Source organism: Silvibacterium dinghuense (assembly GCF_004123295.1).
Lineage (GTDB): Bacteria > Acidobacteriota > Terriglobia > Terriglobales > Acidobacteriaceae > Silvibacterium > Silvibacterium dinghuense.
The window spans coordinates 209243-233084 of sequence record NZ_SDMK01000005.1 but is presented as its reverse complement, the minus strand read 5'-3'; the positions used below and the strand labels follow the sequence as shown (position 1 = coordinate 233084).

Here is a 23842-nt window from a genome sequence, read left to right as displayed (position 1 = left end):
TCCTTCTGGGGGCCGACGAAGCCTTTCGGCAGCGGGCCGGAATGGGAATACTCTGAGCAATTGCGCAAATTGCGATAGTCTGTAGGTTCAAGTTCGAACGCTTTGGTATGGATACCGTGACTGCGAACGACCTGGCTTTGCGCTGTGCCGCTGGGGCAAAGGCCGAGGAGTGGGAAGAGTTTGTACGCCGCTTCACCCGGCCCATTGCTCGCTCGGTACTTCGTGTCGCCCGGCAATGGGGAGAGAACTCTTCCGCGGTCGTCGATGACATCGTTCAGGATGTCTTTCTGAAGTTCTGCGAGGATGACCGGCGTCTGCTCCGGGAGTTTGAGCCGCGTTTTGCCGACTCCTTTCTTGCTTATGCAAGAGTCATCAGTGCACAGGTCGCCAATGATCACTTCCGGCGCAAGAATACACAGAAGCGGGGAGACGGCCGGCCGGAAGAAGAGCTTACCGAGTTCCATGCCCCGGTCTTTCACGCCCCGGTCTTTTCCGATGTGGAATGGCTGGATCGCAGCATCCTTCTGAGTGAGATCGATCGGGCTCTCACGGCAAATAGCCGCGGGACCGGCAACATGCATCGCACCATCTTCTGGCTCCATTACCAGCAGGGCATGACGGCAAATGCCATCGCGGCGCTGCCGGGTGTTTCACTTTCCGTGAAAGGCGTAGAAAGCGCACTGCACCGGATGCTGAGCTATCTTCGGGCCAATATGCAGACGCCGTCTCCGGCGCGGACAGCTAATTTTCACGCGGACGAAGGGATTTCCACGCATCCTGCGGTTCAGAAAAGTGAGTGGATATGAGAATTCCCCCTGAGCGCGGTTATGCGCAGTCGTCCGAATGGCTGGCGAAGCTGTTGGACGGCTCGTCGACCGGCGAAGCTGAATTCTGGCGCGCCATCGGGCCGGATGGATTCGGCCCGGACTGCCCCTCCGCGTCGGAATGGGAGAGATATTTTGCAGGCCAGCTTCCGGCATCGTCTGCGGAAGCCCTGCTGCACCACGCCGCGGAATGCCGGGGATGCGGCGCGCGGCTCCTGTTCTGGTCGGGAACGGTGCATAGCGACGAATCTCCGGAAGAGCGGGAAACACTGAATGGCCTGGGCTGTATGCAGCCCGGCTGGCAGGCCGGGATGGCACAGCGTCTGCAGGACCAGCCCCGGCGTGGCGGCCGGGTGCTGCTATGGGGCTCGATGCTGGGTCTGGCCGGAGCGATTGCTGCCGGTACTCTGCTCTTTCTGTTCATCGGCAGCAACCGGGCCAAGTCCCCCGAGCACCTGCTGGCAGAGGCCTACGCGCAGGATCGCACCATCGAGCTGCGTATTCCTCTGGCCGGGTATGCAGCGGTGACTCCGCCACAGCACACCCGCGGCGCAGGCGAGGAAGAGCATGAGCCGGTGCCGTTGCTCGAGGCGCGGGCGGCGATCACCCAGGCGTTGCTCAAGTCGCCGGAAGACCCGAAGCTGTTACTGCTCGAGGCGCGCGCCGATCTGCTGAACCAGAATTACGACTCGGCCATCGATACGCTGCGGCGGCTTGAGGTGCAGAATCCGAAGGATGTTGCGGTGCTGACGGATCTGGCGACGGCCTACCAGCAGCGGGCCGTGGCCACGGATACGGCGACCGACCGGGCGGCGGCGCTGGACGCGATTGAGCAGGCGGCACGTCTGGCTCCGCAGGATCCCGTCGTGCTCTACAACGAAGCGCTGCTGATGGAGCAGGTCTATCAGTATCTGTCGGCCGTCGATGTCTGGAAGAAGTATCTGTCGGTCGAGCGCGATCCGGAATGGCATGCGGACGGCCAGCGGCATCTCGATGCTGTGACAAAGCGGCTGGCGCGGGAGCAGCGGAACCAGTCGGAGCTGACACCTTATCTCGCAACCCCCGAGGGCATGCTGCACCTGGCGCGAAGTCCGGATCTGCTGGCCGTTCATGACGAAGAGCTCTCTACTGTTTTCCTTTCCCGCCTGCTGCAATCCGCCTTTCCGCTTCCTTCCCCGACATCGAAATCTCCACAGCTTTGCGATGCTGTCTGCAGCGCATCCCTGACGCTGCTCCGTGCCGTCTCGTCTTCGATTGAGGCGCGGCATCACGACCGCTGGCTGAACGATTTTCTGTCCGGAGCGGACAAACCGGGCTTTGCCGAAGCCGTGGAGAAGCTGGCTGCGTCGATAGACGAGGGGCAGCATACGCGCTTCTCCGACGGGCTGAGGGATGCGGAAACAGCAGGGAAGGAATTCACGGCAATAGGGGATCAGGCCGGAGCCATCCGTGCCGGTCTCGAGATGGTCTTTGATGATGCGCGTCTGCTGGATGACCGCAGTTGCCTCACAGAGGCAGCGGGGTTGCCCGCGAGGAATGCGGACGATTCCTATCCGTGGATGGCGGCGCAGTTCTGGACGGACGAGTCTTCCTGTCATCTGCAGCAGAACGACTTTACGGCAGCCAATGCCAGTTTGGATCGTGCGCTACGGATCTCAGGGCATTCCGGGTATGGAATCGTGCACTTGCGCGCGCTGGGCTTTCTGGCCAGCAATGAGGAGTCGCAGGGCGATCGCGCCCAGGCCTGGAAGATGAGCCTCGAGGGGCTGCGGACATATTGGAACGGCGATTACCCGGCCATGCGCAAGATGCAGTTCTACGGCAACCTGGTCTATGCCGAAGGCAACTCGGAACGGGTGCATGCGGAGACCCAGCTGCTTCGCGAGGCAACCCATATGCTGGCATCGATGGAGATGCCGCAGAACCTTGCCGCCAACCAGATGATGCTGGCCACGGCGGAGATCCGTGCAGGAGAAGAGGTGCAGGGGCGTGCGGATCTTGCTGCGGGATTTCGCATGTCGAACGAGCAGGGGGGCTGGGATCGGAATACCGCTGAAACGGAGATCTCTTTTGCCGCCGCCTACCAGAGGGCTGGCGATATTGCCTCCGCGGACGGGATGCTCCATCGGATTCCTGGGAACCTGGATCTCGGTGACAACGGAGATCTGGAGATGCGCTACGCCCTGGTACAGGGAGAGGTCGCGCTTGCGCAGGGCCAATACCAGGCGGCCGAGCAGGAGCTCTCCCGCGCCCGGTCGTTCGCAGAGCAGGGACTCGCTTCCGCTGTAGATGACGCAGACCGGGAAGGCTGGATGGAAAAGGTGCGCCCGGTCTACGCCTCTTTGGCTCAACTGGCCTTACGCGAAGGAAAGCCTCCGGAGGAGGTGCTATCGCTCTGGGAGCGATACCGCCTGTTTTCGAACGGCGCCAACCCGCGCCGGTGGTGCCAGGATGACCATCCTGCCTGCCTCTCTCCCGCGATCGAAGCATTCATGCAACATCTCGACGGGCGCGTGGTCGTTGGAACGATCCGTCTGGACCGCTCGCTTCTGGTCTGGGAGATGAACGGCTCCGGGCTTCGCTTTCGAGAGGTCGCACTCGATCCGGCCCGCTTCGATCTGCTCTGCCATGCATTTGCCGAGTCGGTGGCTTCATCCGGCAGCGCGGAGAGCGGCATCCGCGCCCTCGGTACGGAACTGGTTGCACAGCTCCTGGGGCCCTTCGCCGCCGATCTGGGACATGCGCAGGAAGTGATTTTCGACCTCGATGACAGCATGGAGTATCTGCCTGTCAATGCGCTGCCCTGGCGCGATAGCTACCTTGGGCTGGTGTTGCCAGTCGAAGAGGTGCGCTCGCTGCTGCGTGTTGCAGCGCCGCAGGATGCCGAGAGAAAGAGCCTTGTCGTGGGTGCTTCGATGCCGGCTCAGGCCGATCTGGTGCGCCTTCCGGAGGCGCAGGCGGAAGCGGCTACGGTTGCGGCGATGCTGCCGGATGCCAGATTGCTGACAGGTTCTCAGGCGACACCCGAGACGATGGAAAAGGCTCTCCCAGGTGCGAAGCTGGTTCATTTTGCCGGGCACGCCAGGATGGTGGAGGGAGCGACGCGGTTGATGCTGGCCGCAGGCGGACAGGATGGTGCCGGGACATTGGATATGCGCGAGATTCCGCGCCACGCACTCGCTTCCTGCCGTCTCTTTGTTCTTTCCGCCTGCGCGACGGGCAGCAGGGAGGACCGCGACCTGGGCGATGCGGCGGATGTGGCGCGTACCCTCTCTGCCGATGGCGTCTCGCAGACTGTCGCTGCGCACTGGGAAGTGGATTCGGCTGCTTCCGAATCGCTGATGAAGGTGTTTTATGCAGAACTTGCGGCGGGTAAGACTGTTTCCGCAGCATGGATGGAGTCTGAGCGGGAATTGAGCGCGCAGTCCGGATATCACCACCCGTACTTCTGGGCCTCCTATTCCGTTTTTGGCATGAACAGGGAAAACCTCAAGGAGCTGTTTCAACGATGACTACGCAGGCAAGCGTGCCTTCTCCCGTCACCCCTTTCGAGCTGCATCTGCACTTCGAGGGGGCTTTTATCTTTTCCGTGAAAACCGAGGGAAACTCCTCGGACCCGGGCGCGAAGATCACCGGCGTCGATATCTATGCGCCGGTCTGCGGGCATACAAACTCGGCAACCATCAACAGCGGTTCGACCTACATGCTGGAAAGCTACTGGCACTGCATCGATCCGGTATTTGCAGAGGGGTATGCGCCGTCTCCGATCACACTCGGCGCGTTGAAGACGAATATCGCAGCCAATACACCGATGGTCCCGGGAAATCGGCCGATCAAGGGCGGGTGGGATATTGCCTTTACCCTGCCGGTGCCGCCCGAGGACTGGGCGTGCGATGAGTTCGTGGCGAATGCGCCGGCCTCCTTCACCGGGCAGGATCTTGGCCTGATACCGGCATCGGTGGCACTCGATCAGGTGCTGATCTACAAGAACGTGACCGGTGCGAACTTTCACGGCGCCTGTTTCCCGGCAGATTTCGCGCCGGTGAATGGCGTGGCCAGCCTCTATCTGAATTCGGAAGTGCCCTATATTCCCACGCTGCAGCATGAGCGCCGGGCGACCGATGCGATTGCGCAGCTGGTCGGGCTGGATTGGGTGCTGCAGACGCCGTTGGGCGCTGCCAGCGCATCGACCGGGCGCTTTCAGCCGAGGACAAAAACAGGGTATTGCATGATGGGAGCGGTTTCGGCGCCGTAGGGCGTAGCCGGGCAAAAGGCGGGAGCAAAACTCAGGGCCGCCGTGCAGGCGGCCCTGAGTTTTGCTGGGAGCAGAAAATGGGTCCAGGTGGCGTAAGAGCCAGCCGGGAAACGGAAGCGGGCAGGCCCTACTTGGCCTGCGGGGTCGCTTCGGTCTTGGCGACGTTGTCCTGCTTGGCGGCGTCGGGGTTGCCCTTGATGCCGTCCTTGAAGCCCTTGAGCCCTTCGCCCAGGCCCTTGCCGAGCTCGGGCAGCTTGCGCGGTCCGAAGATGAGCAGAGCGATGACCAGGATGATGATCAGGTGGGTGGGCGTGAACAGATTGTCGAGCATGATGATGTCTCCCGGAAACGCGACAGGTCTCGACCCTGCCGGCTGCGAGGTCAACTCGCTGCCCGTATTGTCGCACAGGGGCGCATGATCCGGCTTCCTGCGGGCAAAAGCCGGAGTTTCGCGAAACGGAATCGGCTTTCGCCCGTCACACAGCAGAGCGTTTTCGCGCCATGCGCGGGGATGGGGCGACGCAGGCCGCTCCGGGCATGTATCGTGATAGTTTGTGGGCAATTGCGGGCCGGCCCGGGGTCTGCCCTTGAAGGAATTTCCGGAGCATTTTCTGGATCACTTCCCGGACGATTGCCGGGCATTTTCGGAGGACAGTCTGTTGACTGAAGGAAAGAAGAAGATTTTCTGGGTTCTGGCGGTCGTGTTTGCCGCTCTGCTGGGCGGCGCGGTGCCGGCCCGGGCGCAGTATCAGCAGCCGATTCTGGCGCCGAACGACACGCTGGCCAACGTTCATTACGACTACAAGTGGGAGTTCTACGGCGGCATCGGGTATTCGCACTTCAATGCCGGTCCCGAGCTGGTGCAGGGATCGAACCTGGGCGGCTTCGATGTGCAGGCAGCGCGGTTCTTTACCCGGCGCTGGGCTGTGGCGGCCAACGGCCGCGGCTACTACGGTACCAGCGGTGTGGAGCCGAATACCTACGGCATCAAGGGACCGTTCGTGAGCGAGCACATGTTCCTCGTCGGTCCTGAATATCGCGGACCCAGCAACGAGCACGTCTCGATGACCTTCCATGCGCTGGTCGGGGGAGCCTATGGCCGCTTCAACTCGGCCACCCAGGACCAGTCCGGGCAGGAGATCAATCCGGAACTGATCGGTCTGTTCAACAATCAGACGACCTTTGCCAGCGCCATCGGCGGCTCGATCGACCTGAATCGCTCGCCGAAGTGGGTCTTCCGCATCTCGCCGGACGCTACCCTGACGCACTTCAAGAACTCGGCCGGAGAGGGCAACCTCCACGAGCAGTTCGCGCTTTCGGTGGGCGTCGTCTACCGCTGGCGCCGCGGCCTCAAGTAGCTCTTTCTGTAAGCTGAAACACAAATGCGCGCCGGATTCCGGCGCGCATTTCTGCGTTTAAGCATCCTCGCCTGCGTCAGCATCCCGTTCGCGCCAAGACGCAAAGATCGCCAGGAAAAGCCGCAAAGAAATACGCATGAGAAACAGCGTGCTTGGCGTTTCTTTACGAACTTTGCGCGAAACGCTTTTTGAATGCGTTGGAGAGAAGCTGGATCGCGACTGGAAGGAGCGAAGGCCGAAGGCAGAGTGCTGCGCGGTTAGCGCCGCGACCAGCGGGAGCGGAGGCCGAAGGCGTCCCGCCCCACGCGGAGTGGGCAGCAGTGGTACCTTAAAGGGTTAGAGATATCCATGCAAAGGAAACACCGCTCTTGGCTACTTCCGCACCCGCCGCGCTTCGTAAAACTGCCCTCAACGCCGTGCATCGCCGCTCGGGCGCGAAGATGGTCGACTTCGGCGGCTGGGATATGCCGGTCGAGTACTCCGGCCTGATCGCCGAGCACATGGCGGTGCGCACCGGCGTCGGCCTCTTCGACGTGAGCCACATGGGCGACATCCAGCTGCGCGGACCGGAATCGCTGGCCGCGGTGCAGCAGTTCTCGATGAATGACGCCTCGAAACTGCAGGTAGGCCAGGCGCAGTATTCGGCCATGCTCTACCCGAACGGCACCTTCGTGGACGACGTGATCGTGCACAAGCTGAGCGACAACGATTATCTGATCGTGATCAACGCCGGTACTCGCGAGAAGGACTACCAGTGGATCAGGACGCAGGCGCAGAAGTTCCACTGCCACGTGAGCGATTACAGCGATTACTACACGCAGCTGGCCATCCAGGGGCCGCGCGCGGCCGAGACGCTGGCCAAGCTGACCAACGTGGACCTGAGCACGGTCAAGAACTACTGGTTCACCTACGGCACGGTCTGCGGCCTGCCGAACACGCTGATCGCCCGCACCGGCTACACGGGTGAAGACGGCTTCGAGATCTACGTGCCTTCCGACGAAGCCACCAGCGAGCGCGTGTGGAACGAGGTGCTCGAAGCAGGCAAGGAGTTCGGCATCATCCCCTGCGGCCTGGGCGCGCGCAACACGCTGCGTCTGGAGTCGGCGATGGCGCTCTACGGCCACGAGATCTCCGAGACGATCAATGTCTTTGAAGCGGGCCTCGGCCGTTATGCCAAGCTCGAAAAGGGACCGTTCACCGGCTCCGAAGCACTCGAGAAGATCAACGCGGAAGGCGGCCCGCAGCGCAAGCTGGTCGGCCTCGAGATGATCGAGCGCGGTATCGCCCGCGACGGTTACCCGGTGCTCGACGCGAGCGGTGTGAAGATCGGTGAGGTTACCAGCGGCTCGCCTTCACCCTTCCTCAAGAAGAACATCGCCCTGGCCTATGTGCCGGTAGAACTGGCGCAGATGGATGGCGAGGTCGCGGTCGAGATTCGTGGCAATGCTGTGAAGGCGCGCATTGTGCCGACACCGTTTTATCGTCGTCCTAAGAAACAGGCGTAAAAGAAGATTCAGGCTTTAGACTTTCATGCCGGAGGCAGGAGCGGATTTTGCGCCGCTCGCTGCTGAGGTAGCGATTCCCACCCGTCCGGCTCAACTGCCCTGGCGCAGCTGCCCGGACTCGAACAGGATACGAACACGGAGAGATCGTTCGCATGGCTTATCCCGAAAAGTACAAGTACACCAAGGAACACGAGTGGATCGAGGTTGCCGGCAACATCGGCACCGTGGGCATCACCGACTACGCGCAGAACTCGCTCGGCGACATCGTTTTCGTCGAAGCGCCGAAGGTGGGTGACAAGGTCACCAAGGGCGCGAGCTTCGGCAGCGTCGAGTCGGTGAAGGCTGTCTCGGAGCTGTTCTCGCCGGTGACCGGCACGGTGACCGAGGTCAATGCCGAACTGCACGATTCGCCGGAGGATCTCAACACCGAACCCCACACGGCCTGGATCATCAAGGTCGAGTTGAGCGATGCTTCCGAGCTCGATGCGCTGCTCTCCGCCGCCGACTATGAGGCCTTCATCGCCGAAGAGACCGGCCACTAAATCTCTCTGCCCGCAGCTCGCGCCGGATGCGTGGAGCTGCGGGCATTGCTGCGTCTGCGTGAAAAGCACGAAGCGGCAACTTTGTAATCGTCGCTGTTACAAATCTAGCTTTTGAAGCCCACCGTTTTTCAAAGGAAGTCCGATGCGTTATCTTCCCAAGTCCGATGCCGAGCGTGTAGCGATGCTGCGCGAGATCGGCGCCTCCTCGATCGACGAGCTCTTCGCCGTCATTCCAGAGGAGTACCGCTTTACGCGCGATCTCTCCATTCCGCGCCAGTTCGGCGAGTCCGAGATTGTCGATCACTTCAAGGCTGCATCCGCGCAGAGCGCGAACGGCTATGCGAGCTTCCTGGGCGCAGGCGCGTATCGCCACTATCGCCCGGTGGTCATCGATTCGCTGGTGCAGCGCGGCGAGTTCCTGACCTCGTACACGCCCTACCAGGCGGAGATCACGCAGGGCACGCTGCAGGCCATCTTCGAGTTCCAGACGATGATCTGCGAGCTGACCGGCATGGATATCGCGAATGCCTCGATGTACGACGGCTCGACCGGCGCGGCGGAAGCGGTGATGATGGCTGTCCGCATCACCGGCCGCGATGGCGTGCTGGTGGCGAAGACCGTGCATCCCGAGTATCGCGAGGTGATGCACACCTACGCGCAGCACCAGGGACATGAAGCGAGCGAAGTTGCGTATTATCCCGAAGGCCACGCCCAGGCAGGCCGCGTCGATCTCGAAGCACTCGAGCAGGCTGTGACCGAGAAGACTGCGTGCGTGCTGGTGCAGTCGCCGAACTTCTTCGGCATCGCGGAAGATATCCCGGCTATCGCGGACATCGCGCACAAGAAGGGCGCGCTGCTCATCGTGTCGATTGCCGAAGCGGTTTCGCTCGGCATCATGCGTCCTCCGGTCGAAGCCGACATCGTCTCGATCGAAGCGCAGAGCTTTGGCGTGGCGCTGAGCTATGGCGGACCGTACTGCGGCGTGCTGGCGGCGAAGGAAAAGTATCTGCGCCAGATGCCGGGCCGCCTCGTGGGCGAGACCAAGGACACCGAAGGCCGCCGCGGCTTCGTGCTCACGCTTTCAACGCGTGAGCAGCATATCCGCCGCGAGAAGGCGACCTCGAACATCTGCACCAACCAGGCGCTTGTTGCGCTGATGGCGACCATCTTCCTCACCGTCTACGGCAAGCAGGGCATGCGCGAGCTGGCGCTGCAGAACCTGGCCAAGGCGAAGTACGCGGCTGACACCATCGGCAGCAAGGGCAAGCTGCTCTTCGCGAATACGCCGCGCTTCCATGAGTTCGTGCTGCAGAGCGATGAGACGGCAGAGGCGCTCAACGCTCGTCTGCTCGACAAGAAGATCATCGGTGGTCTCTCGCTCGCAAAGTGGTATCCCGAGCTGGGCAATGCGACGCTGTGGTGCGCGACCGAGCTGACCACGCGGGAACAGATTGACGCGGCTGCCGCTGCGATAGCTGGTTAGGTTTCGTGCTTTCCCACGTCTCAAGATCGAGACGTGGGGCACCCGGGATGAGTGGGACATAGAGATTCGAGGAATCACATGGCTACAACAGAGAAGTTTGTCGGCACACCGCGCAAGGTCACGGCGCACCTGACGCAGAACGAAAACCTGAGCTTCGAGAAGTCGGCGCCGGGCAAGAAGGGCTACAAGCTCGCGCCTCTCGACGTGCCTGAAGTCGATGCAGCAGCGCTGCTGGGTGGCGCGGTGCGCGATGAGATTGGCGTCATGCCGGAGCTGAGCGAGATCGAGATCATCCGCCACTTCACGCGCCTCTCGACGTGGAACTACGCCATCGACCTAGGCATGTATCCGCTGGGCAGCTGCACCATGAAGTACAACCCGCGCGTGAACGAGCTGGTCTCGCGGCTTGAGGGCATTGCCGAGGCGCATCCCTACCAGCCCGCGCATCTCTCGCAGGGTGTGCTCGGTATCGTCAAGCTGCTGCAAGACTGCCTGATCGAGATCTGCGGCATGGATGCGATCACGCTGCAGCCCGCAGCCGGCGCGCATGGCGAGTTCACCGGCATCCTGCTGGCTCGTGCGTATCATGCGTCGAAGGGCAACGCGCGTAAGCATGTGCTGATCCCCGACTCTGCGCACGGGACCAACCCTGCCACCGCAGCGAGCTGCGGCTACGACGTGATCAACATCAAGTCGAACGCGCAGGGCGGAGTCGATGTGGCCGCGCTCGCGCAGATGGTGAATGAGGACACGGCGGCGCTGATGCTGACCAATCCTTCGACCATCGGTGTCTTCGAGAACGAGATTCATCGCATCGCCGACGTGCTGCATGACAAGGGCGCGCTGCTCTACATGGACGGCGCGAACATGAATGCACTGGTCGGCAAGACGCGGCCGGGCGACTTCGGCGTGGATGTGATGCACCTGAACCTGCACAAGACCTTCTCGACGCCGCACGGTGGCGGTGGTCCGGGTTCGGGTCCGGTGGCCTGCAAGAAGATCCTCGAGCCGTTCCTGCCGACGCCTGTGGTCGCGCAGGGCGCCGATGGTCTGCTGCACTGGAACTACGATCGTCCGGACTCCGTTGGCCGTGTGCGCATGCTCTACGGCAACTTCGGCATGTTCGTGCGCGCGCTCGCGTACATCCTCGCAAACGGTCCCGATGGCCTGCGCCAGACGACCGAAGATGCGGTGCTCAACGCGAACTACATCCGCGCCAAGCTGCAGGATCTCTACGAGCTGCCCTACAATACGCCTTCGATGCACGAGGTGGTATTCAGCGACAAGCGGCAGACGAAGAACGGCGTGAAGACGGGCGACATTGCGAAGCGGCTGATCGATTACGGTTTCCATCCGTACACCACGTCGTTCCCGCTCATCGTGCCCGGCGCGCTGATGATCGAGCCGACCGAGAGCGAGTCGCGCGAGGAACTAGATTTGTTCGTGGATGCGATGCGTCAGATCGCCCGCGAAGTGGACGAGAATCCCGAGCTCGTAACCTCGGCTCCGCACTCGACGCGCATCTCGCGCCTCGACGAAACCACCGCCGCCCGCAAGCCGGTGCTGCGCTGGAAGGCCCCGCCAGCCCCGACGCCGGTGGACGTGGATACGCCTGCGAAGGAGTGGTAAGCTCCCTCACGCGATGAAAAGCGCGGAAGAGCTGAACGAGCTGGCAAGGACGGCGGTCGATTGTGCGGTTGCCGTCCACACCGCGCTCGGCCCTGGGCTGCTTGAAAGTGCTTATCAGGCCTGCCTGGCGCATGAGCTTCAGTGTCGCGGACTCTTTGTGGAAACGCAGGTTGGGCTTCCTGTGGTCTATGACACTGTGAAGCTTGAAATTGGCTACCGCATCGATATTCTGGTCGAGTCCAGTTTGATTCTTGAGATCAAAGGAGTAGAGGCAATTGCGCGTGTGCATAGAGCTCAATTGCTCTCTTATCTGCGGTTAAGCGGATGCCGGTTGGGGCTCTTGCTGAACTTCCATGTGCCGCTGATGCGAGAGGGTATCGTGCGGATGGTCAATGGGCTCTAGCGCTGATCTGCATCCTGTTCGCGCCAAGACGCCAAGCACGCAAAGAAAAGCCGCAAAGAATTGCGTTGTCTTTGCGGACTTGGCGCAATCTTTGCGTCTTTGCGCGAAACGTTTTTAGTCTTTCTTGAGGAGTAAGAGCATGTCTTCCCTGATGCATCGTCGCGACGAGATTGAGAAGTACGAATTCATGATGGGACCGGCGCGGGGGCGGCTGGCGGTTACGCTCGACATGCTGACCGACGCGCTGATCCTCATCGGGCAGCACGGCGTCTACTGCACCTCGCAGCGGAACCCGTCGAAGCCGGCGCTCGATCTTGAAACGGTGCTCGGCGAGATCAACGGCGCGAAGGAGTTGATTCAGTCCGTGATGCAGGAGCTGGAGAAGCAAAAGGCTGAATCCGGCAAGTAAGGGCAAACGAGAATGGCCGCGCTGCAAGCTGCAGCGCGGCCATTCTCGTTTGCGGCCGAGCGTTACATCACTTCTACCGGGACATAGACATCGGTATTCTCCCAGATCAGGTGCAGCTGGGTCTTTTTGCCTTCGGTTTTTTCGAAGCTGATCTTGAAGGTCTCGACGGGTGAGGAGGGTGCTTCACCCTTCATCATGTCCGTGCGGCCCAGGTCCATCTCCGGCTTGTAGACGGTGCCCCACTGGCCGGTCTGCTTGTTGACGATGAGCTTCCAGGTCGTCTCCGACGGAATGGAGTAGAGCGTGTAGGTGCCGGCGGGAACCATGAGCGACCCGATCATCAGGCCGGTCGAAGTCTTGATCGTCGTGGCCGAGTTGGCGCCGGTGCGCCACCATTTGTCATAAGGCAGCAGGCTGCCGAAGATCTTGCGGCCGCGCATGGAGGGCGCGCAGTAGTAGATGGTCACATCGCTGCCGCCGAGCGAGACGCTGGCCTGCGCAGGCGGGCTCGGGGGATTCGGGTTGTGCGGGTCGCACTGCGCATGGGCGCGAACGCCGGCGAAAAGCGAGAGGACGAGAACGAGCAGGGTGAGTCGACAGGCAAACAGCTTCCGCTTCATGGGTGGCTCCTGATCTGGTTAGACGATCTGGGGCGCGCTGGGCAGTGGCGCAGGTCCCACATCATCACAGCGCGGCGGCGGCCTTTCTGTCAAAAAGGATGGTAGCCGTAGTATGCTGAAAGAGCGCGCCCGTAGCTCAGCTGGATAGAGCGGCAGCCTCCGAAGCTGTAGGTCAGAAGTTCGAATCTTCTCGGGCGCACCAGATTTGGAGCAAAGAAAATCGCCAGAGGCTCACAGAAGCCGCTGGCGATTCTGCTTTTCGGGCATCGGCCCGGGAGTTAAATCAGTTCCAGGCCGGCGAAGAAGTAGCCGATTTCGAAGGCTGCGGTGTCCTCGGCGTCGGAGCCGTGGATGGCGTTCTCTTCGATCGATGCGGCGAACTGCTTGCGGATGGTGCCTTCCTCGGCGTTGGCCGGGTTGGTGGCGCCCATCAGCTTGCGCAGGTCGGCAATGGCGTTGTCCTTCTCGAGCACCATGGGGAAGATCGGGCCGGAGGACATGAAGTCGGTGAGGCCGCCGAAGAAGGGGCGCTCAGCGTGGACGTGGTAGAAGCCCTGGGCCTGAGCCTTGGAAATGGACGCCTTCTTGATGGCGACAATCTTAAAACCGGCCTTCTCGATCTCGGCGAGAATGGCGCCGGTGTAGCCCTTGCGGACTGCGTCTGGCTTGATGATGCTGAAGGTGCGTTGGGACACCTGTGTTTCTCCTTAGGTCGTGTGGACGTTACGTCCAGTGTAGTGCATAGGGTTGGATCGAGGCTATCTTCCCCCGGGTTTGGCAGCGCGGCTGTATTACCAGATCGCCCGGGGATAATTCCGGCGAATCTCTTCGTCGGCTGTGACGAGCAGCGCGAGGCCGTTGGCCTTGGCCTGCGCCACGATGGTGCGGTCGAAGGGGTCGCGGGTCCATTTCTCGTCGAGGGCAACTTCGGCAACGTGAGCAAAGGGCAGGTCGCAGACCTGGACCCCGAACTCGTATTCCACCTTCAAGAATAGCTCTCGAGAAGAGAACAGAACACGGTTGATCTCGCGCAGGTATTCCAACTCCAGCAGCACCATGGGAGAAACCAGGAGGTCAGCCGTTTCAAGCGGTGTTCGCGCTGAAGGTGAAATACGGACGGGATCGCCTTGCGCAAGCCACGCAACCACATGGGTGTCCAGGTAGGCGATCAAAGTTCAGACCAGTCTTTTTCCCAGGCGCGTTCCATCTCTTCCAGCATGGATGAATTGTCGAGATCCACTCCAGGGGCAATCACCTCGAGCGGGGTCATCCGGTCGAGGCGGCTGGGGGGTGATTCTTCGGGCGCAATGCGGAAGCGGCGCCCCTTATACGTCACCCAGACCTGCTTGCCTTCCATGGCCTGGTTGACCACTTCGAAGAGATTCTGCCGGAGTTGGGTGATGGAGATTTCCATGGTAGCAGTGTACATCATGTCGCAATATGGATGTACATTACGTTGAGAGCTACCCATGCGATACGCATTACTTGCGTGTGCAGGCGTGAGTCGATTCGGAGCTATGATGGGCTCAGAGGCGAGAGATTCCGAACCATGAGTTCTGCGGCGAAGACGATTGTCGATTCCTTCCGCGAAGTGGTGCAGGACCTGCTCGTGCCCGAGCTCAAGGCGATGCGCACCGAAATGCGCCTGCGTGATGAGAATACGCAGCAATCGATCAAGCACCTCTCCGAGAAGCTGGATTTCGCCATTGATATACGCGAGCGACTGGCAGCGCTCGAGGCGCGTCTGCCGCGACAGTAAGTCATCGCCTCTTCGGTCGCAGGCGTACGCCCAGTTCCTGCCAATAGCGGTTCGTCACGCCTTTGGCTGTCGGATGCGTTGTGATCACAACCGTAGTTCTCCCGACTTCAGCGAAAGCTGCTGGAAATCCATCTATTTGCTCGATTCTTGCTGCATCACCAACTATCTGCTCATAATGCGGCTTGTTGCCCCAGCCGTACATCACGCAGAGCGATGGCTGGTTAGAGAGCATCCTCTCGCGAATTGTTTTGATTCTCTCTTCGCGAAACTGCGCTCGATTCTGTTTGATGTGGAAGCCTTTGGCGGGTAGGCCCGACAGTTCAATGACGCAAGTTTCTCCGTCCTTCATTCCCCAACGATCACGCTGGTATCGACGGAGCGCGTCATTCTCGGTGGGGATATTCTTCATGGTGCCGAGAAGCAGCATCAGGGCGCGCCATGTGGGGACCAGTGGCGGCGTGCTCGAATAATGCTTCGTGATTCCAGCTTTGCGATGGAACTCCTGGCAATCGCAGACTTCAGGCTTTCCAAGATCGAGCCAGGCGCGCACCCGCTGGCTCTGATCCCCTGGTTCGTGCTTGCCCTCCTCCGGACCGAGAAACCAATACGGCGCACCCCAGTGGCCATATCCATAAAAACAGCGAGCCTTCTCGAGGACCAGTTCTTCGGATATTGGCACTCTGGAAGTCATCGATAGATTGCTCTTGCTGGGCCAGAGAAGTTCAAGAACCTTCTGGATGTTCTGGAAAAGCTTCACGATTTAATATCGCAAGGAAAAGCGCGAAGGCTCCATGAAATTCATCATGGAGCCTTCGCGCTTATAACGAGTGCCTTGTTCGGAAGTGCTTACGCCTTGCCGATCACGCGTGCCAGGGTCTCGCCGATTTCGGCGGGGGACTGGACGACGTGGATGCCGGCGGCGGTCATGGCCTTCATCTTTTCTTCGGCCGTGCCCTGGCCTCCGGAGATGATGGCGCCCGCGTGGCCCATACGGCGGCCCGGAGGTGCGGTCTGGCCGGCGATGAAGCCGACGACCGGCTTCTTCACGTGAGCCTTGATGTATTCGGCCGCTGCTTCTTCGTTGGTGCCGCCGATCTCGCCGATCATGATGATGGCCTCGGTTTCGGGGTCCTCGTTGAGGAGCTTGATCGCGTCGATGTGCGTAGTCCCAACGATCGGGTCCCCGCCGATGCCGATGGCGGTCGACTGGCCGATGCCGCGCTGCGTGAGCTGGTAGACGGCCTCGTAGGTCAGGGTTCCCGAGCGGGAGACGATGCCGACGCTGCCTTCCTTGTGAATACGGCCGGGCATGATGCCGATCTTGGCCTTGCCGGGCGAGATGACGCCGGGGCAGTTGGGTCCGATCAGTACCGAGTCCGAATCCTTGAGCACGCTCCACACGTTGACCATGTCGTTTACCGGGATACCTTCGGTGATGGCGACGATCAGGGCCAGCTTGGCCTCGTTGGCCTCGAGGATGGCGTCAGCCGCGAACGGCGGCGGAACGAAGATCACGGTCGCGTTGGCGCCGGTCTTCTCGACGGCCTCTTCGACGGTGTCGAATACCGGCCAGCCCTCGTGGGTGGTGCCGCCCTTGCCGGGGGTCACGCCGCCGACGACCTTGGTGCCGTACTCGGCGCAGCCCTTGGCATGGAAGGTGCCTTCCTTGCCGGTGATGCCCTGAACGATGAGGCGAGTTTCCTTATTTACTAAAACAGCCATTAGCTTTTAGCTCCTAGCTTCTAGCTCTTCATTGTTGCGAGCGAAGCGATGAATGCGCTGAGCATCTTAGCGATTTCCACACTAAGGTTCTCAGCTCGGCTTAACATCTCGGGTTCTCCCATTTGCAGCTGCCTGGCAACAATCAACTGGGTCTGAACCTCATAATTTGAGCCTTGGGCGACTCCGAGAAATTGTCGGAACTCACCCTGCGAAATTCTGCCCCGGCCTTCCGCGATATTGCTGGCAACCGATACGGCGGCGCGGCGCAACTGCGAGGTCAGTCCATACTGCTCCTCGCGGGGAAAGCTGCGCGTTGTCTCGTATACCGTAACCGTCATCTCGATGGCTCTCTGCCACACCTGCAAATCCTGAAAGGCCTGCCCCATTAGCTTTTAGCTCCTAGCTCTTAGCTGCTCTGTACCCGGAACTTCATCGTTGCCGAGTATTGAGCATCAGAAAGGCTTTGGCTAGTAGCTAGAAGCTAAAGGCTAGAAGCTAGTTAACGCCCTTCGCAGCAGCAACCACGATGTCCGCTGCGTCCTTCATGGTTGCGCCGACGGCGAACTTCAGGCCGGACTCTTCGAGGATCTTGCGGCCTTCTTCGACGTTGGTGCCTTCGAGGCGCAGAACGATGGGCAGGGTCACGTTCAGGTTCTTCGCTGCTGCGACGACTGCGGTCGCAAGCACATCCACGCGCAGGATGCCGCCGAAGATGTTGATGAAGATGGCCTGCACGTTCTTGTCCGCCAGCAGGATGGCGAAGGCCGCCTCGATCTGCTGCTGGTTCGCGCCGCCGCCTACGTCGAGGAAGTTGGCAGGCGAGCCGCCGGCGTACTGGATGATGTCCATGGTGGCCATGGCCAGACCCGCGCCGTTCACCATGCAGGCGATGTTGCCGTCGAGCTTGATGTAGTTGAGGGCAAACTTCGAGGCTTCCACTTCGAGGGGATCTTCCTCGGCGACGTCACGCAGCTCCTTGAGAGCCTTGTGGCGGAACATGGCGTTGTCGTCGAAGTTGATCTTGCAGTCCAGGGCGAAGAGCTTGTCGTCCTTGGTGGTGATGAAGGGGTTGATCTCGAGCAGCGAGGCGTCGGTCTCGATGTAGACCTTGTAGAGGCCGAGCATGAACTTCACCGCTTCGTTGATCTGCGTCGGCTTGAGGCCGAGCGCGAAGGCCAGCTGACGGGCCTGGTAGGGCTGGAAGCCCACGGCTGGATCGATGTAGGCCTTGTGGATCGCCTTCGGGTCCTTGGCGGCGACTTCTTCGATCTCCATACCGCCGGCCTTCGAGGCCATGAAGACGAGCTTCGCAGCGGCGCGGTCGAGCACGATGCCCAGGTAGAGTTCGCGGTCGATGTTCGCGGTCTCTTCGATCAGCAGGCGCGAGACCTTCTGGCCCTGGGGGCCGGTCTGGTGGGTGACCAGCTGCATGCCGAGGATCTGCTTGGCGTAGGTCTCGGCCTCCTCGATGTTCTTGGCCACCTTGACGCCGCCGCCCTTGCCGCGGCCTCCGGCGTGAATCTGAGCCTTGACGACCACACCGCTCGCGCCGTTGGCGAACAGCTTCTTGGCCACGTCCAACGCCTCGTCGAGCGTGTTGGCCACTTCACCGCGCGGTACGGCGACGCCGTGTTTCGCGAGGATGTCCTTTGCCTGGTACTCGTGAATTTTCATAGTCGTGTTTCGAAAGAAGACCTTATAAGACAAAAGCTGCTGAGTGAAACGGCGATCCCGGCGACCGTCCGCAGAATGTTGCCAACACGGCATCGCCGGGTTGCGCAGTTGCAAAATCCGATTGTCCGAAGACCCTCCAGTGTATCGGACCGGAGTAGTCGGTGTCTTTCGGGTAGGTAAATGCTCAAAATAAGGTAAAATTGCCTTACTGGAGGCGCGCCATGGCTCAGCTTACGGTGACCGCGAAGGGGCAGATCACGCTCAAGAAGGAGCTTCTCGAGCACCTGGGCGTAAAGCCCGGTGACAAGTTGGAAGTGGATCTGCGGGCGGGCGATGTGGTTGTCTTGCAGCCCATCGAAAAAAAGTATTCGATCGAAGATCTCGCCGGATTTTTGAAGCCGAATGGGATTCACCTCACGCTCGAAGAGATCAATGAGGTGATCGAGAAGGGGTGGGCCGGCGAACTTGAAGATTAACGCCGACACGAATGTCCTCCTCAGGCTTTTCCTTCAGGACGACCCCGCTCAGGAGGAAATCTCCCTGAGGCTGATGAAGGATGCCGAAGAGATTTTCATGACGGTTCCGGCCCTTTGCGAGGTGGCGTGGGTCGTATCCAAGGGGTACAAGCTCCCTCGTCATGTTCTGATCGCCTTTTTCGAGACGCTGCTGCACACCCGTGGCGTGGTCATGGACGAGCGAGCGGTGCAGAGCGGCATCGAGATGCTCAAGGCCGGAGGCGATTTCGCCGACGGCGCCATCGCCGATCTTGGCTACCAGAGGGGCGCGACCTTCGTCTCCTTCGACCTCCAGGCCGTGGCGAGGCTCAAGGCGATGAAACTCCCCGCAATGCTGGCCGAGTAGCCTCGGCTCTTTCTTGGCAGCGCCCAGACGGTAAACTGAGCGTTATGGCTGGGTTAAAGCAGGTTCTGAGGCTGGTGGTAGAGCAGGGTGCGACCCTGGGACGGGACGAGGCACGGCGGTTTCTCACCGAGATTCTGGAAAGCGAGCCGGGCCAGGAGGATATGGAGATCGCCGCGCTGCTCACGGCGCTTTCCGTCCGCGGAGAGACGGCCGATGAGCTGACCGGCTTTGCCGAGGCGATGCGTGCCCGGGCTACGCCGATACCGCTGACGGATGCAGAGCGCTCGTCGCTGGTGGATACCTGCGGCACCGGCGGCACCGGGCGCGGCACCTTCAATATCTCCACCTGCGCGGCGCTGGTGGCCGTGGCCGCGGGTGCGAAGGTGGCCAAGCACGGCAACCGGGCGGTGACCTCGAAGTGCGGCTCGGCGGACGTGGTCGAGGCGTTGGGTCTTCCTCTGGCGCTCACCCCGGAGCGGGCCGCCGAGTGCCTGCGCGAGACCGGCTTCATGTTCCTGCTGGCGCCGGCCTTTCATCCCGCGATGAAGCGCATGATGACCATCCGCCGCAGCCTTGGTTTTCGCACCATTTTTAACCAGGCTGGCCCGCTGACCAACCCCGCCGGAGCCAGGGCCCAGGTGATGGGCGTAGCCAGTGCGCGCATGGTGCCGACGGTAGCCGAGGCCATGGCCCGCCTCGGCGTGAGCCACGCCTTCGTGGCTCATGGCAGCGACGGCATCGACGAGATCACCATTACAGGCGAGACGAGCATGGCCGAGGTCGCGCATATGCCGGGACGTCCGGACGCGAACGCGGGTTCAGTTCGCCTCTATCACGTGCAGCCGGAGGATTTCGGTCTCGAGCGCGCCTCCCTGGCCGATCTGGCGGCGTACGAGACGGCAGTGGAAAATGCGCAGGTCCTGGAGCAGATTTTTGCCGGAGAGCCGGGGCCGAAACGGCAGATTGTGGTGCTGAACGCCGCCGCGGCGCTGGTGGCCGCCGGTGTGGCGACGGATTTCCGCGAAGGACTGCAGCGTGCCGCCGAGGCGATCGACTCCGGCGAAGCGTCGGCGGTGGTCAAGAAGCTGCGCGCATTTGCGGCAGAGACGGCTGAGAGGAACTAGGCCGTATCCCCGTAGAGCTGGTCTGAAAATAAGAACTTACACTTATTGTTGTCATCCCGACCGGAGCGAGCCAAAGGCGAGCGAAGTGGAGGGACCTGCGGTTCTGTTTAGCCCGCAACACTCCAACTCGCGACCAACGGAAGCGGAGGCCGAAGGCACATTCGCCCTGCGCGCAGCAGAACCGCAGGTTTCTCCACTCCGCAGGACCACAAAACGGTCCTGCTCCGGTCGAAATGACAGCCTTTTACTATCGCTCTATGTGGATGCGACCTGGAACCCAGTCCCGCGACCAGCGGGAGCGGAGGCTGAAGGCGGATCGCCCTGCGTGCAGCAGCCGAGGGTGGAGTGCCTGGATGGCCCGGACCTCGCCCGCGCGGCCGCAGCGTCTTACAGGCGACTTCCTGCGTCGATAAGCATCAGAATGGGTGGAGTTTATGAGCCGCGTCCGCGCATGGGCGTAGCATGACCCAAGTCTGCAAGAAGATCAGCAAGGATAGCCATGCCCCGTTACGAATACCGCGACCTCGAGCCCTCACGGGAAGCCAAGGAAGTTTATCTCCGCTGGATCGAGTACCTGGACGAGTCGTTCACCCGGCACAAGAAGCCGGCGCTGCGGTCCGAACTGGTCCGCGACAACCTCCACCAGTTGCTGCTGGGGCGCCCGCATGGCGGCAAGCTGAATTTCACGCTGACCAGCGAGCTGCCCTTCAACGTGCTGGAGCTTTCGCTCGATCCGGCCAACGTGACGCTTGAGCCGGAGTATTACGGCGATATCGATGCTGAAAAATATGCCTGCATCAAGCCGCTGATCTGGTTCTGGCACCTCTTCGACCAGTCCCCGGTCTCCTATAACCACTGGCTGGGCTTCCGCTTCCGCGCCATGCTGGGCAAGCACATCTTCAAGCACATCGGGAAGAACGTGAAGATCTTCCACGGGGTCGAGTTCAGCTACGGCTACAACCTCACCATCGAGGATGACTGCGTGATCCACAAGTACGTCATGCTCGACGACCGCGGCGAGATTGTCATTAAAAAGGGAACGTCGATCTCCGACTACGCGGCGGTCTACTCGCACGCGCACGACCCGGTGGATTCGAGCATTGTCGAGAACCGGAAGACGGAGATCGGTCCTGGCGCGCGGCTGACCTATCACTCGGCAGTGATGGCTGGCGTGCGGGTGGGCGAGAACGCCATGCTCGGCGCTCATGGGGTGGCCACGCGAGAGATTGGCGACCACGTGATTGCGGGCGGTGTGCCGGCCAAGCAGCTCAAGACCAAGGATCAGGCGACGCAGTTCGAGGATCGCAGCGACATCAAGGCTCCGCCGCCGGTGGTGAAGCCGCTCTGTGAATAGCGGAAAAGCAGGGGAGATAGGGTGTAGAAAACCCTGGAGACAGAGGCTCAGGGAGAGGCTCAGGGCTATGCTCATGGGTTCGTGCTCTCCCACGTCTCAGAATCGAGACGTGGGGCACCCGCCATGTGAACTAAGTCCAGTGGACTAAGTTCACTCTCGCGACCGGCGGGAGCGGGGTGCCGAAGGCGCAAGGCTGCACGGCCAGCGCCGCTGGTATCCTCATAACTACGCATGAGTCAGCAGGAAATCCTCCTCAAAATCTTCGAATTCGTAATTCTCGTTTTCTCGCTGAGCCTGCACGAGGCCGCGCACGCGTGGATGGCTTCGCGGCTGGGCGACCAGACGGCGCGGATGATGGGGCGGGTCACGCTGAACCCGGTGAAGCACATCGATCCGATCGGAACGGTGCTGCTGCCGCTGGCCATGCTCTTCCTCGGCAGTTACGGGCGCTTCCTCATCGGCTGGGCGAAGCCGACGCCGGTAACGACGCGGAACTTCAAGAACATCCGCCGCGATGACACGCTGGTGACGCTGGCCGGGCCGTGCAGCAATCTGCTGGCCGCGCTGCTGGCACTCATCGCGCTGGTCATCCTGACCAAGGCGAGTCCGGCGGGGATGATGGCTGTCCATTCGGTCATCGTCGGTGCGATCGATCCGGAGATGATGGCGTCCGCCGTATTTCCGATGGCGATTATCTTCTACCTGACGGTGGTGCTGAACCTGTTTCTCGCGGTCTTCAACCTGTTGCCGCTGCCGCCGCTCGACGGTTCGCACATCGTGCGCAACTTTCTGCCCTACAAAGCGGTACGGGTCTACGATTCGATGGGCATGATCAGCCTGCTGCTGATGCTGATTATCGGCTCCCCGGTGGTGAACTTCTTCGTGGCGCCGGCGCTGGCGATGGTCAACGCAATCCTGCTGTCCGTATAAGGACTGGCCTGCTGCGCGCCGGGTGAAAACTCCGGGTTCCCCATACAAACCCGGTGTTGGCTTGTGTGGGGAACCTATCTCTCCTCCAGAGTTTCTTTGCGGAGCTTTGCGCTCTTCGTGTCTTGGCGCGCAAAAAGGGATGCCCGAAGCGGCACGGAACCCTCTATGTCCTCATGGAGTGAAATCTTTGTACCCTATCCAAGCAAAGGAAGCCTGAGTGGGCACCCTGGTTCTTCTTCTGCGTGAAGAGAACAATCCCGGCTTGCGACCAGAGGGCGCGGAGGCCGAAGGCGAAAGGCCTGGACGGCCAGTCCCAGCAGTACAATGGTGGGAGTCATTTTCTGGCAAGGAATACGGGTGTCGAACACTTCTTCTGAACTGCGCAAGCGCGTGCTGAGCGGCATGCGTCCCACCGGCAAACTGCATCTCGGCAATTACATGGGCGCCCTCTACAACTGGGTGCGGCTGCAGCACGAGTACGAGTGCTACTTTTTTGTCGCCGACTGGCATGCGCTGACGACCGACTACGCCGACCCCTCGAAGATCAAGGACAACATCCAGGATGTGGTGCTGGATTTCCTTGCAGCGGGGCTCGATCCCGAGAAGTCCACGCTGTTTATCCAGAGCCGTGTGCCGGCGCACGCCGAGCTGCATCTGGCCTTCAGCATGATTACCCCGCTGGGCTGGCTGGAGCGCGTGCCTACGTATAAGGATCAGCAGGAACAGCTTAAGGAAAAGGATCTTGCGACCTACGGGTTTCTCGGCTATCCGCTGCTGCAGTCGGCCGATATTCTTCTGTACCAGCCGGATTTCGTTCCCGTCGGCCAGGACCAGGTGGCGCATGTGGAGCTGACGCGCGAAGTGGCACGGCGCTTCAACCAGTTCTACCCGTCGAAGACGAACCCCGAGGTGCCGATCCTGCCTGAGCCGAAGGTGCTGCTGACGCCTTCGCCGAAGCTGCCTGGTCTCGACGGCCGCAAGATGTCGAAGAGCTATGGCAATACCCTCGGGCTCAGCGATCCGGAGCCGGAGATCCGCAAGAAGATCAAGGGTATGGTGACCGACCCGGCGCGCATCCGCCGCACCGACGTGGGCAATCCGGAAGTCTGCCCGGTCTTCGACCTGCACAAGGTGTTCTCGTCTGCGGAGACGCAGGAGAAGGCGCGCGAAGGCTGCACGACGGCCTCCATTGGCTGCATCGAGTGCAAGGGCTGGCTGGCCGATGCCGTGGTAGCCGAGCTGAGGCCGATCCAGGAGCGCCGCGCCTATTACGAGGCGAACCCGGCGCTGGTGGAGGAGATCATCACCACAGGCAACGAGAAGGCCGCGGCACGCGCCGCGATCACCATGCGCGAAGTGAAAACAGCCATGGGACTCGGCGAGTAAACGC

The 23842-nt window shown here is 61.2% G+C and carries 26 protein-coding genes and 1 tRNA gene; 18 read left to right on the top strand and 9 right to left on the bottom strand.

Annotated elements, in window-relative coordinates; genetic code table 11:
* The first annotated feature begins 116 nt into the window (after positions 1–116).
* From ESZ00_RS18810 to ESZ00_RS18800, 3 genes are read left to right on the top strand one after another with little or no spacing between them, the layout of a single operon-like run.
* Complete coding sequence (locus tag ESZ00_RS18810) at positions 117–806, top strand: RNA polymerase sigma factor (RefSeq protein ID WP_164981625.1); 690 nt, start codon at positions 117–119, stop codon at positions 804–806.
* Positions 803–4336: a CHAT domain-containing protein gene (locus ESZ00_RS18805; RefSeq protein WP_129209943.1), complete on the top strand. Its 3534-nt coding sequence runs from the start codon at positions 803–805 to the stop codon at positions 4334–4336. The genes ESZ00_RS18810 and ESZ00_RS18805 overlap by 4 nt, the downstream gene beginning before the upstream one ends.
* Positions 4333–5079, top strand: coding sequence for a hypothetical protein (locus ESZ00_RS18800; protein ID WP_129209942.1), 747 nt, complete (start codon positions 4333–4335; stop codon positions 5077–5079). Before ESZ00_RS18805 ends, ESZ00_RS18800 begins: the two co-directional genes overlap by 4 nt.
* Positions 5080–5206: 127 nt before the next feature.
* Here ESZ00_RS18800 and tatA read toward each other — a convergent pair whose 3' ends face one another.
* Entirely contained in the window at positions 5207–5410 is a 204-nt protein-coding gene (gene tatA, locus ESZ00_RS18795; RefSeq protein ID WP_129209941.1) for a twin-arginine translocase TatA/TatE family subunit, read from the bottom strand.
* 328 nt (positions 5411–5738) lie between these two features.
* Here tatA and ESZ00_RS18790 point away from each other — a divergent pair, with 328 nt between their 5' ends.
* The 7 genes from ESZ00_RS18790 to ESZ00_RS18760 all read left to right on the top strand — a co-directional run bounded on the left by ESZ00_RS18790 (position 5739) and on the right by ESZ00_RS18760 (position 12408).
* Positions 5739–6437, top strand: a complete 699-nt coding sequence (locus ESZ00_RS18790) for a hypothetical protein (RefSeq protein ID WP_129209940.1) — start codon at positions 5739–5741, stop codon at positions 6435–6437.
* A 368-nt stretch (positions 6438–6805) separates the two neighbouring features.
* Complete coding sequence (gcvT, locus tag ESZ00_RS18785; protein WP_129209939.1) at positions 6806–7942, top strand: glycine cleavage system aminomethyltransferase GcvT; 1137 nt, start codon at positions 6806–6808, stop codon at positions 7940–7942.
* Between the two features lie 152 nt (positions 7943–8094).
* Positions 8095–8484 carry a glycine cleavage system protein GcvH gene (gcvH, locus tag ESZ00_RS18780; protein ID WP_129209938.1) on the top strand — a complete coding sequence of 130 codons (390 nt, stop codon included), beginning with the start codon at positions 8095–8097 and terminating at the stop codon, positions 8482–8484.
* Between the two features lie 142 nt (positions 8485–8626).
* Complete coding sequence (gene gcvPA / locus ESZ00_RS18775; protein WP_129209937.1) at positions 8627–9967, top strand: aminomethyl-transferring glycine dehydrogenase subunit GcvPA; 1341 nt, start codon at positions 8627–8629, stop codon at positions 9965–9967.
* A gap of 78 nt (positions 9968–10045) precedes the next feature.
* Positions 10046–11596, top strand: coding sequence for an aminomethyl-transferring glycine dehydrogenase subunit GcvPB (gcvPB, locus tag ESZ00_RS18770; RefSeq protein ID WP_129209936.1), 1551 nt, complete (start codon positions 10046–10048; stop codon positions 11594–11596).
* Between the two features lie 13 nt (positions 11597–11609).
* Complete coding sequence (locus ESZ00_RS18765) at positions 11610–11999, top strand: GxxExxY protein (RefSeq protein ID WP_129209935.1); 390 nt, start codon at positions 11610–11612, stop codon at positions 11997–11999.
* A gap of 139 nt (positions 12000–12138) precedes the next feature.
* The gene (locus ESZ00_RS18760) at positions 12139–12408 is read left to right on the top strand and encodes a hypothetical protein (protein ID WP_129209934.1); all 270 of its coding nucleotides are present in this window, start codon (positions 12139–12141) and stop codon (positions 12406–12408) included.
* Positions 12409–12470: 62 nt separating this feature from the next.
* On the opposite strand, the gene ESZ00_RS18755 is transcribed toward ESZ00_RS18760, so the two are convergent.
* Complete coding sequence (locus ESZ00_RS18755) at positions 12471–13028, bottom strand: DUF2911 domain-containing protein (RefSeq protein ID WP_129209933.1); 558 nt, start codon at positions 13026–13028, stop codon at positions 12471–12473.
* 125 nt (positions 13029–13153) lie between these two features.
* Here ESZ00_RS18755 and ESZ00_RS18750 point away from each other — a divergent pair.
* Positions 13154–13230: transfer RNA gene (locus ESZ00_RS18750), tRNA-Arg, on the top strand.
* Between the two features lie 76 nt (positions 13231–13306).
* Here the strand turns inward: ESZ00_RS18750 and ndk are convergent.
* From ndk to ESZ00_RS18735, 3 genes are all read right to left on the bottom strand, one after another.
* On the bottom strand, positions 13307–13723 hold the full coding sequence (ndk, locus tag ESZ00_RS18745) for a nucleoside-diphosphate kinase (RefSeq protein WP_129209932.1): 417 nt from the start codon (positions 13721–13723) through the stop codon (positions 13307–13309).
* Between the two features lie 96 nt (positions 13724–13819).
* Positions 13820–14200, bottom strand: coding sequence for a type II toxin-antitoxin system VapC family toxin (locus tag ESZ00_RS18740; protein WP_129209931.1), 381 nt, complete (start codon positions 14198–14200; stop codon positions 13820–13822).
* Positions 14197–14460, bottom strand: coding sequence for a type II toxin-antitoxin system prevent-host-death family antitoxin (locus tag ESZ00_RS18735; protein ID WP_164981624.1), 264 nt, complete (start codon positions 14458–14460; stop codon positions 14197–14199). The genes ESZ00_RS18740 and ESZ00_RS18735 overlap by 4 nt, the downstream gene beginning before the upstream one ends.
* 117 nt (positions 14461–14577) lie before the next feature.
* Here ESZ00_RS18735 and ESZ00_RS18730 point away from each other — a divergent pair, with 117 nt between their 5' ends.
* Complete coding sequence (locus ESZ00_RS18730; RefSeq protein ID WP_129209929.1) at positions 14578–14787, top strand: hypothetical protein; 210 nt, start codon at positions 14578–14580, stop codon at positions 14785–14787.
* A gap of 1 nt (position 14788) precedes the next feature.
* Here the strand turns inward: ESZ00_RS18730 and ESZ00_RS18725 are convergent, their stop codons facing one another.
* From ESZ00_RS18725 to sucC, 4 genes are all read right to left on the bottom strand, one after another.
* Positions 14789–15544, bottom strand: coding sequence for a hypothetical protein (locus ESZ00_RS18725; RefSeq protein ID WP_129209928.1), 756 nt, complete (start codon positions 15542–15544; stop codon positions 14789–14791).
* An 89-nt stretch (positions 15545–15633) separates the two neighbouring features.
* Positions 15634–16509 (bottom strand): succinate--CoA ligase subunit alpha, encoded by an 876-nt coding sequence (gene sucD, locus ESZ00_RS18720; RefSeq protein WP_129209927.1) that lies wholly within the window; start codon positions 16507–16509, stop codon positions 15634–15636.
* Positions 16510–16529: 20 nt separating this feature from the next.
* Positions 16530–16895, bottom strand: a complete 366-nt coding sequence (locus tag ESZ00_RS18715) for a four helix bundle protein (protein WP_129209926.1) — start codon at positions 16893–16895, stop codon at positions 16530–16532.
* A gap of 109 nt (positions 16896–17004) precedes the next feature.
* On the bottom strand, positions 17005–18183 hold the full coding sequence (gene sucC, locus ESZ00_RS18710) for an ADP-forming succinate--CoA ligase subunit beta (protein WP_129209925.1): 1179 nt from the start codon (positions 18181–18183) through the stop codon (positions 17005–17007).
* Positions 18184–18404: 221 nt separating this feature from the next.
* Here sucC and ESZ00_RS18705 point away from each other — a divergent pair, with 221 nt between their 5' ends.
* The 6 genes from ESZ00_RS18705 to trpS all read left to right on the top strand — a co-directional run bounded on the left by ESZ00_RS18705 (position 18405) and on the right by trpS (position 23838).
* Complete coding sequence (locus ESZ00_RS18705) at positions 18405–18659, top strand: AbrB/MazE/SpoVT family DNA-binding domain-containing protein (RefSeq protein ID WP_129209924.1); 255 nt, start codon at positions 18405–18407, stop codon at positions 18657–18659.
* Positions 18649–19044: a type II toxin-antitoxin system VapC family toxin gene (locus tag ESZ00_RS18700; RefSeq protein ID WP_129209923.1), complete on the top strand. Its 396-nt coding sequence runs from the start codon at positions 18649–18651 to the stop codon at positions 19042–19044. The genes ESZ00_RS18705 and ESZ00_RS18700 overlap by 11 nt, the downstream gene beginning before the upstream one ends.
* Before the next feature lie 44 nt (positions 19045–19088).
* Positions 19089–20168 carry an anthranilate phosphoribosyltransferase gene (gene trpD / locus ESZ00_RS18695; RefSeq protein ID WP_129209922.1) on the top strand — a complete coding sequence of 360 codons (1080 nt, stop codon included), beginning with the start codon at positions 19089–19091 and terminating at the stop codon, positions 20166–20168.
* 499 nt (positions 20169–20667) lie between these two features.
* Entirely contained in the window at positions 20668–21522 is an 855-nt protein-coding gene (locus ESZ00_RS18690) for an acyltransferase (protein ID WP_188590851.1), read from the top strand.
* A gap of 231 nt (positions 21523–21753) precedes the next feature.
* Positions 21754–22452 carry a site-2 protease family protein gene (locus ESZ00_RS18685; RefSeq protein WP_129209921.1) on the top strand — a complete coding sequence of 233 codons (699 nt, stop codon included), beginning with the start codon at positions 21754–21756 and terminating at the stop codon, positions 22450–22452.
* A 324-nt stretch (positions 22453–22776) separates the two neighbouring features.
* Positions 22777–23838 carry a tryptophan--tRNA ligase gene (gene trpS / locus ESZ00_RS18680; protein WP_129209920.1) on the top strand — a complete coding sequence of 354 codons (1062 nt, stop codon included), beginning with the start codon at positions 22777–22779 and terminating at the stop codon, positions 23836–23838.
* Positions 23839–23842: the final 4 nt, after the last annotated feature.

Coding starts and splice junctions, on each gene's coding strand:
- ESZ00_RS18805 (WP_129209943.1), top strand. CDS start 803: ATGAGAATTCCCCCTGAGCGCGGTTATGCGCAGTCGTCCGAATGGCTG.
- ESZ00_RS18800 (WP_129209942.1), top strand. CDS start 4,333: ATGACTACGCAGGCAAGCGTGCCTTCTCCCGTCACCCCTTTCGAGCTG.
- tatA (WP_129209941.1), bottom strand. CDS start 5,410: ATGCTCGACAATCTGTTCACGCCCACCCACCTGATCATCATCCTGGTC.
- gcvH (WP_129209938.1), top strand. CDS start 8,095: ATGGCTTATCCCGAAAAGTACAAGTACACCAAGGAACACGAGTGGATC.
- gcvPA (WP_129209937.1), top strand. CDS start 8,627: ATGCGTTATCTTCCCAAGTCCGATGCCGAGCGTGTAGCGATGCTGCGC.
- gcvPB (WP_129209936.1), top strand. CDS start 10,046: ATGGCTACAACAGAGAAGTTTGTCGGCACACCGCGCAAGGTCACGGCG.
- ESZ00_RS18765 (WP_129209935.1), top strand. CDS start 11,610: ATGAAAAGCGCGGAAGAGCTGAACGAGCTGGCAAGGACGGCGGTCGAT.
- ESZ00_RS18760 (WP_129209934.1), top strand. CDS start 12,139: ATGTCTTCCCTGATGCATCGTCGCGACGAGATTGAGAAGTACGAATTC.
- ESZ00_RS18755 (WP_129209933.1), bottom strand. CDS start 13,028: ATGAAGCGGAAGCTGTTTGCCTGTCGACTCACCCTGCTCGTTCTCGTC.
- ESZ00_RS18735 (WP_164981624.1), bottom strand. CDS start 14,460: ATGATGTACACTGCTACCATGGAAATCTCCATCACCCAACTCCGGCAG.
- ESZ00_RS18730 (WP_129209929.1), top strand. CDS start 14,578: ATGAGTTCTGCGGCGAAGACGATTGTCGATTCCTTCCGCGAAGTGGTG.
- sucD (WP_129209927.1), bottom strand. CDS start 16,509: ATGGCTGTTTTAGTAAATAAGGAAACTCGCCTCATCGTTCAGGGCATC.
- ESZ00_RS18715 (WP_129209926.1), bottom strand. CDS start 16,895: ATGGGGCAGGCCTTTCAGGATTTGCAGGTGTGGCAGAGAGCCATCGAG.
- sucC (WP_129209925.1), bottom strand. CDS start 18,183: ATGAAAATTCACGAGTACCAGGCAAAGGACATCCTCGCGAAACACGGC.
- ESZ00_RS18705 (WP_129209924.1), top strand. CDS start 18,405: ATGGCTCAGCTTACGGTGACCGCGAAGGGGCAGATCACGCTCAAGAAG.
- trpD (WP_129209922.1), top strand. CDS start 19,089: ATGGCTGGGTTAAAGCAGGTTCTGAGGCTGGTGGTAGAGCAGGGTGCG.
- ESZ00_RS18690 (WP_188590851.1), top strand. CDS start 20,668: ATGCCCCGTTACGAATACCGCGACCTCGAGCCCTCACGGGAAGCCAAG.
- ESZ00_RS18685 (WP_129209921.1), top strand. CDS start 21,754: ATGAGTCAGCAGGAAATCCTCCTCAAAATCTTCGAATTCGTAATTCTC.
- trpS (WP_129209920.1), top strand. CDS start 22,777: ATGGTGGGAGTCATTTTCTGGCAAGGAATACGGGTGTCGAACACTTCT.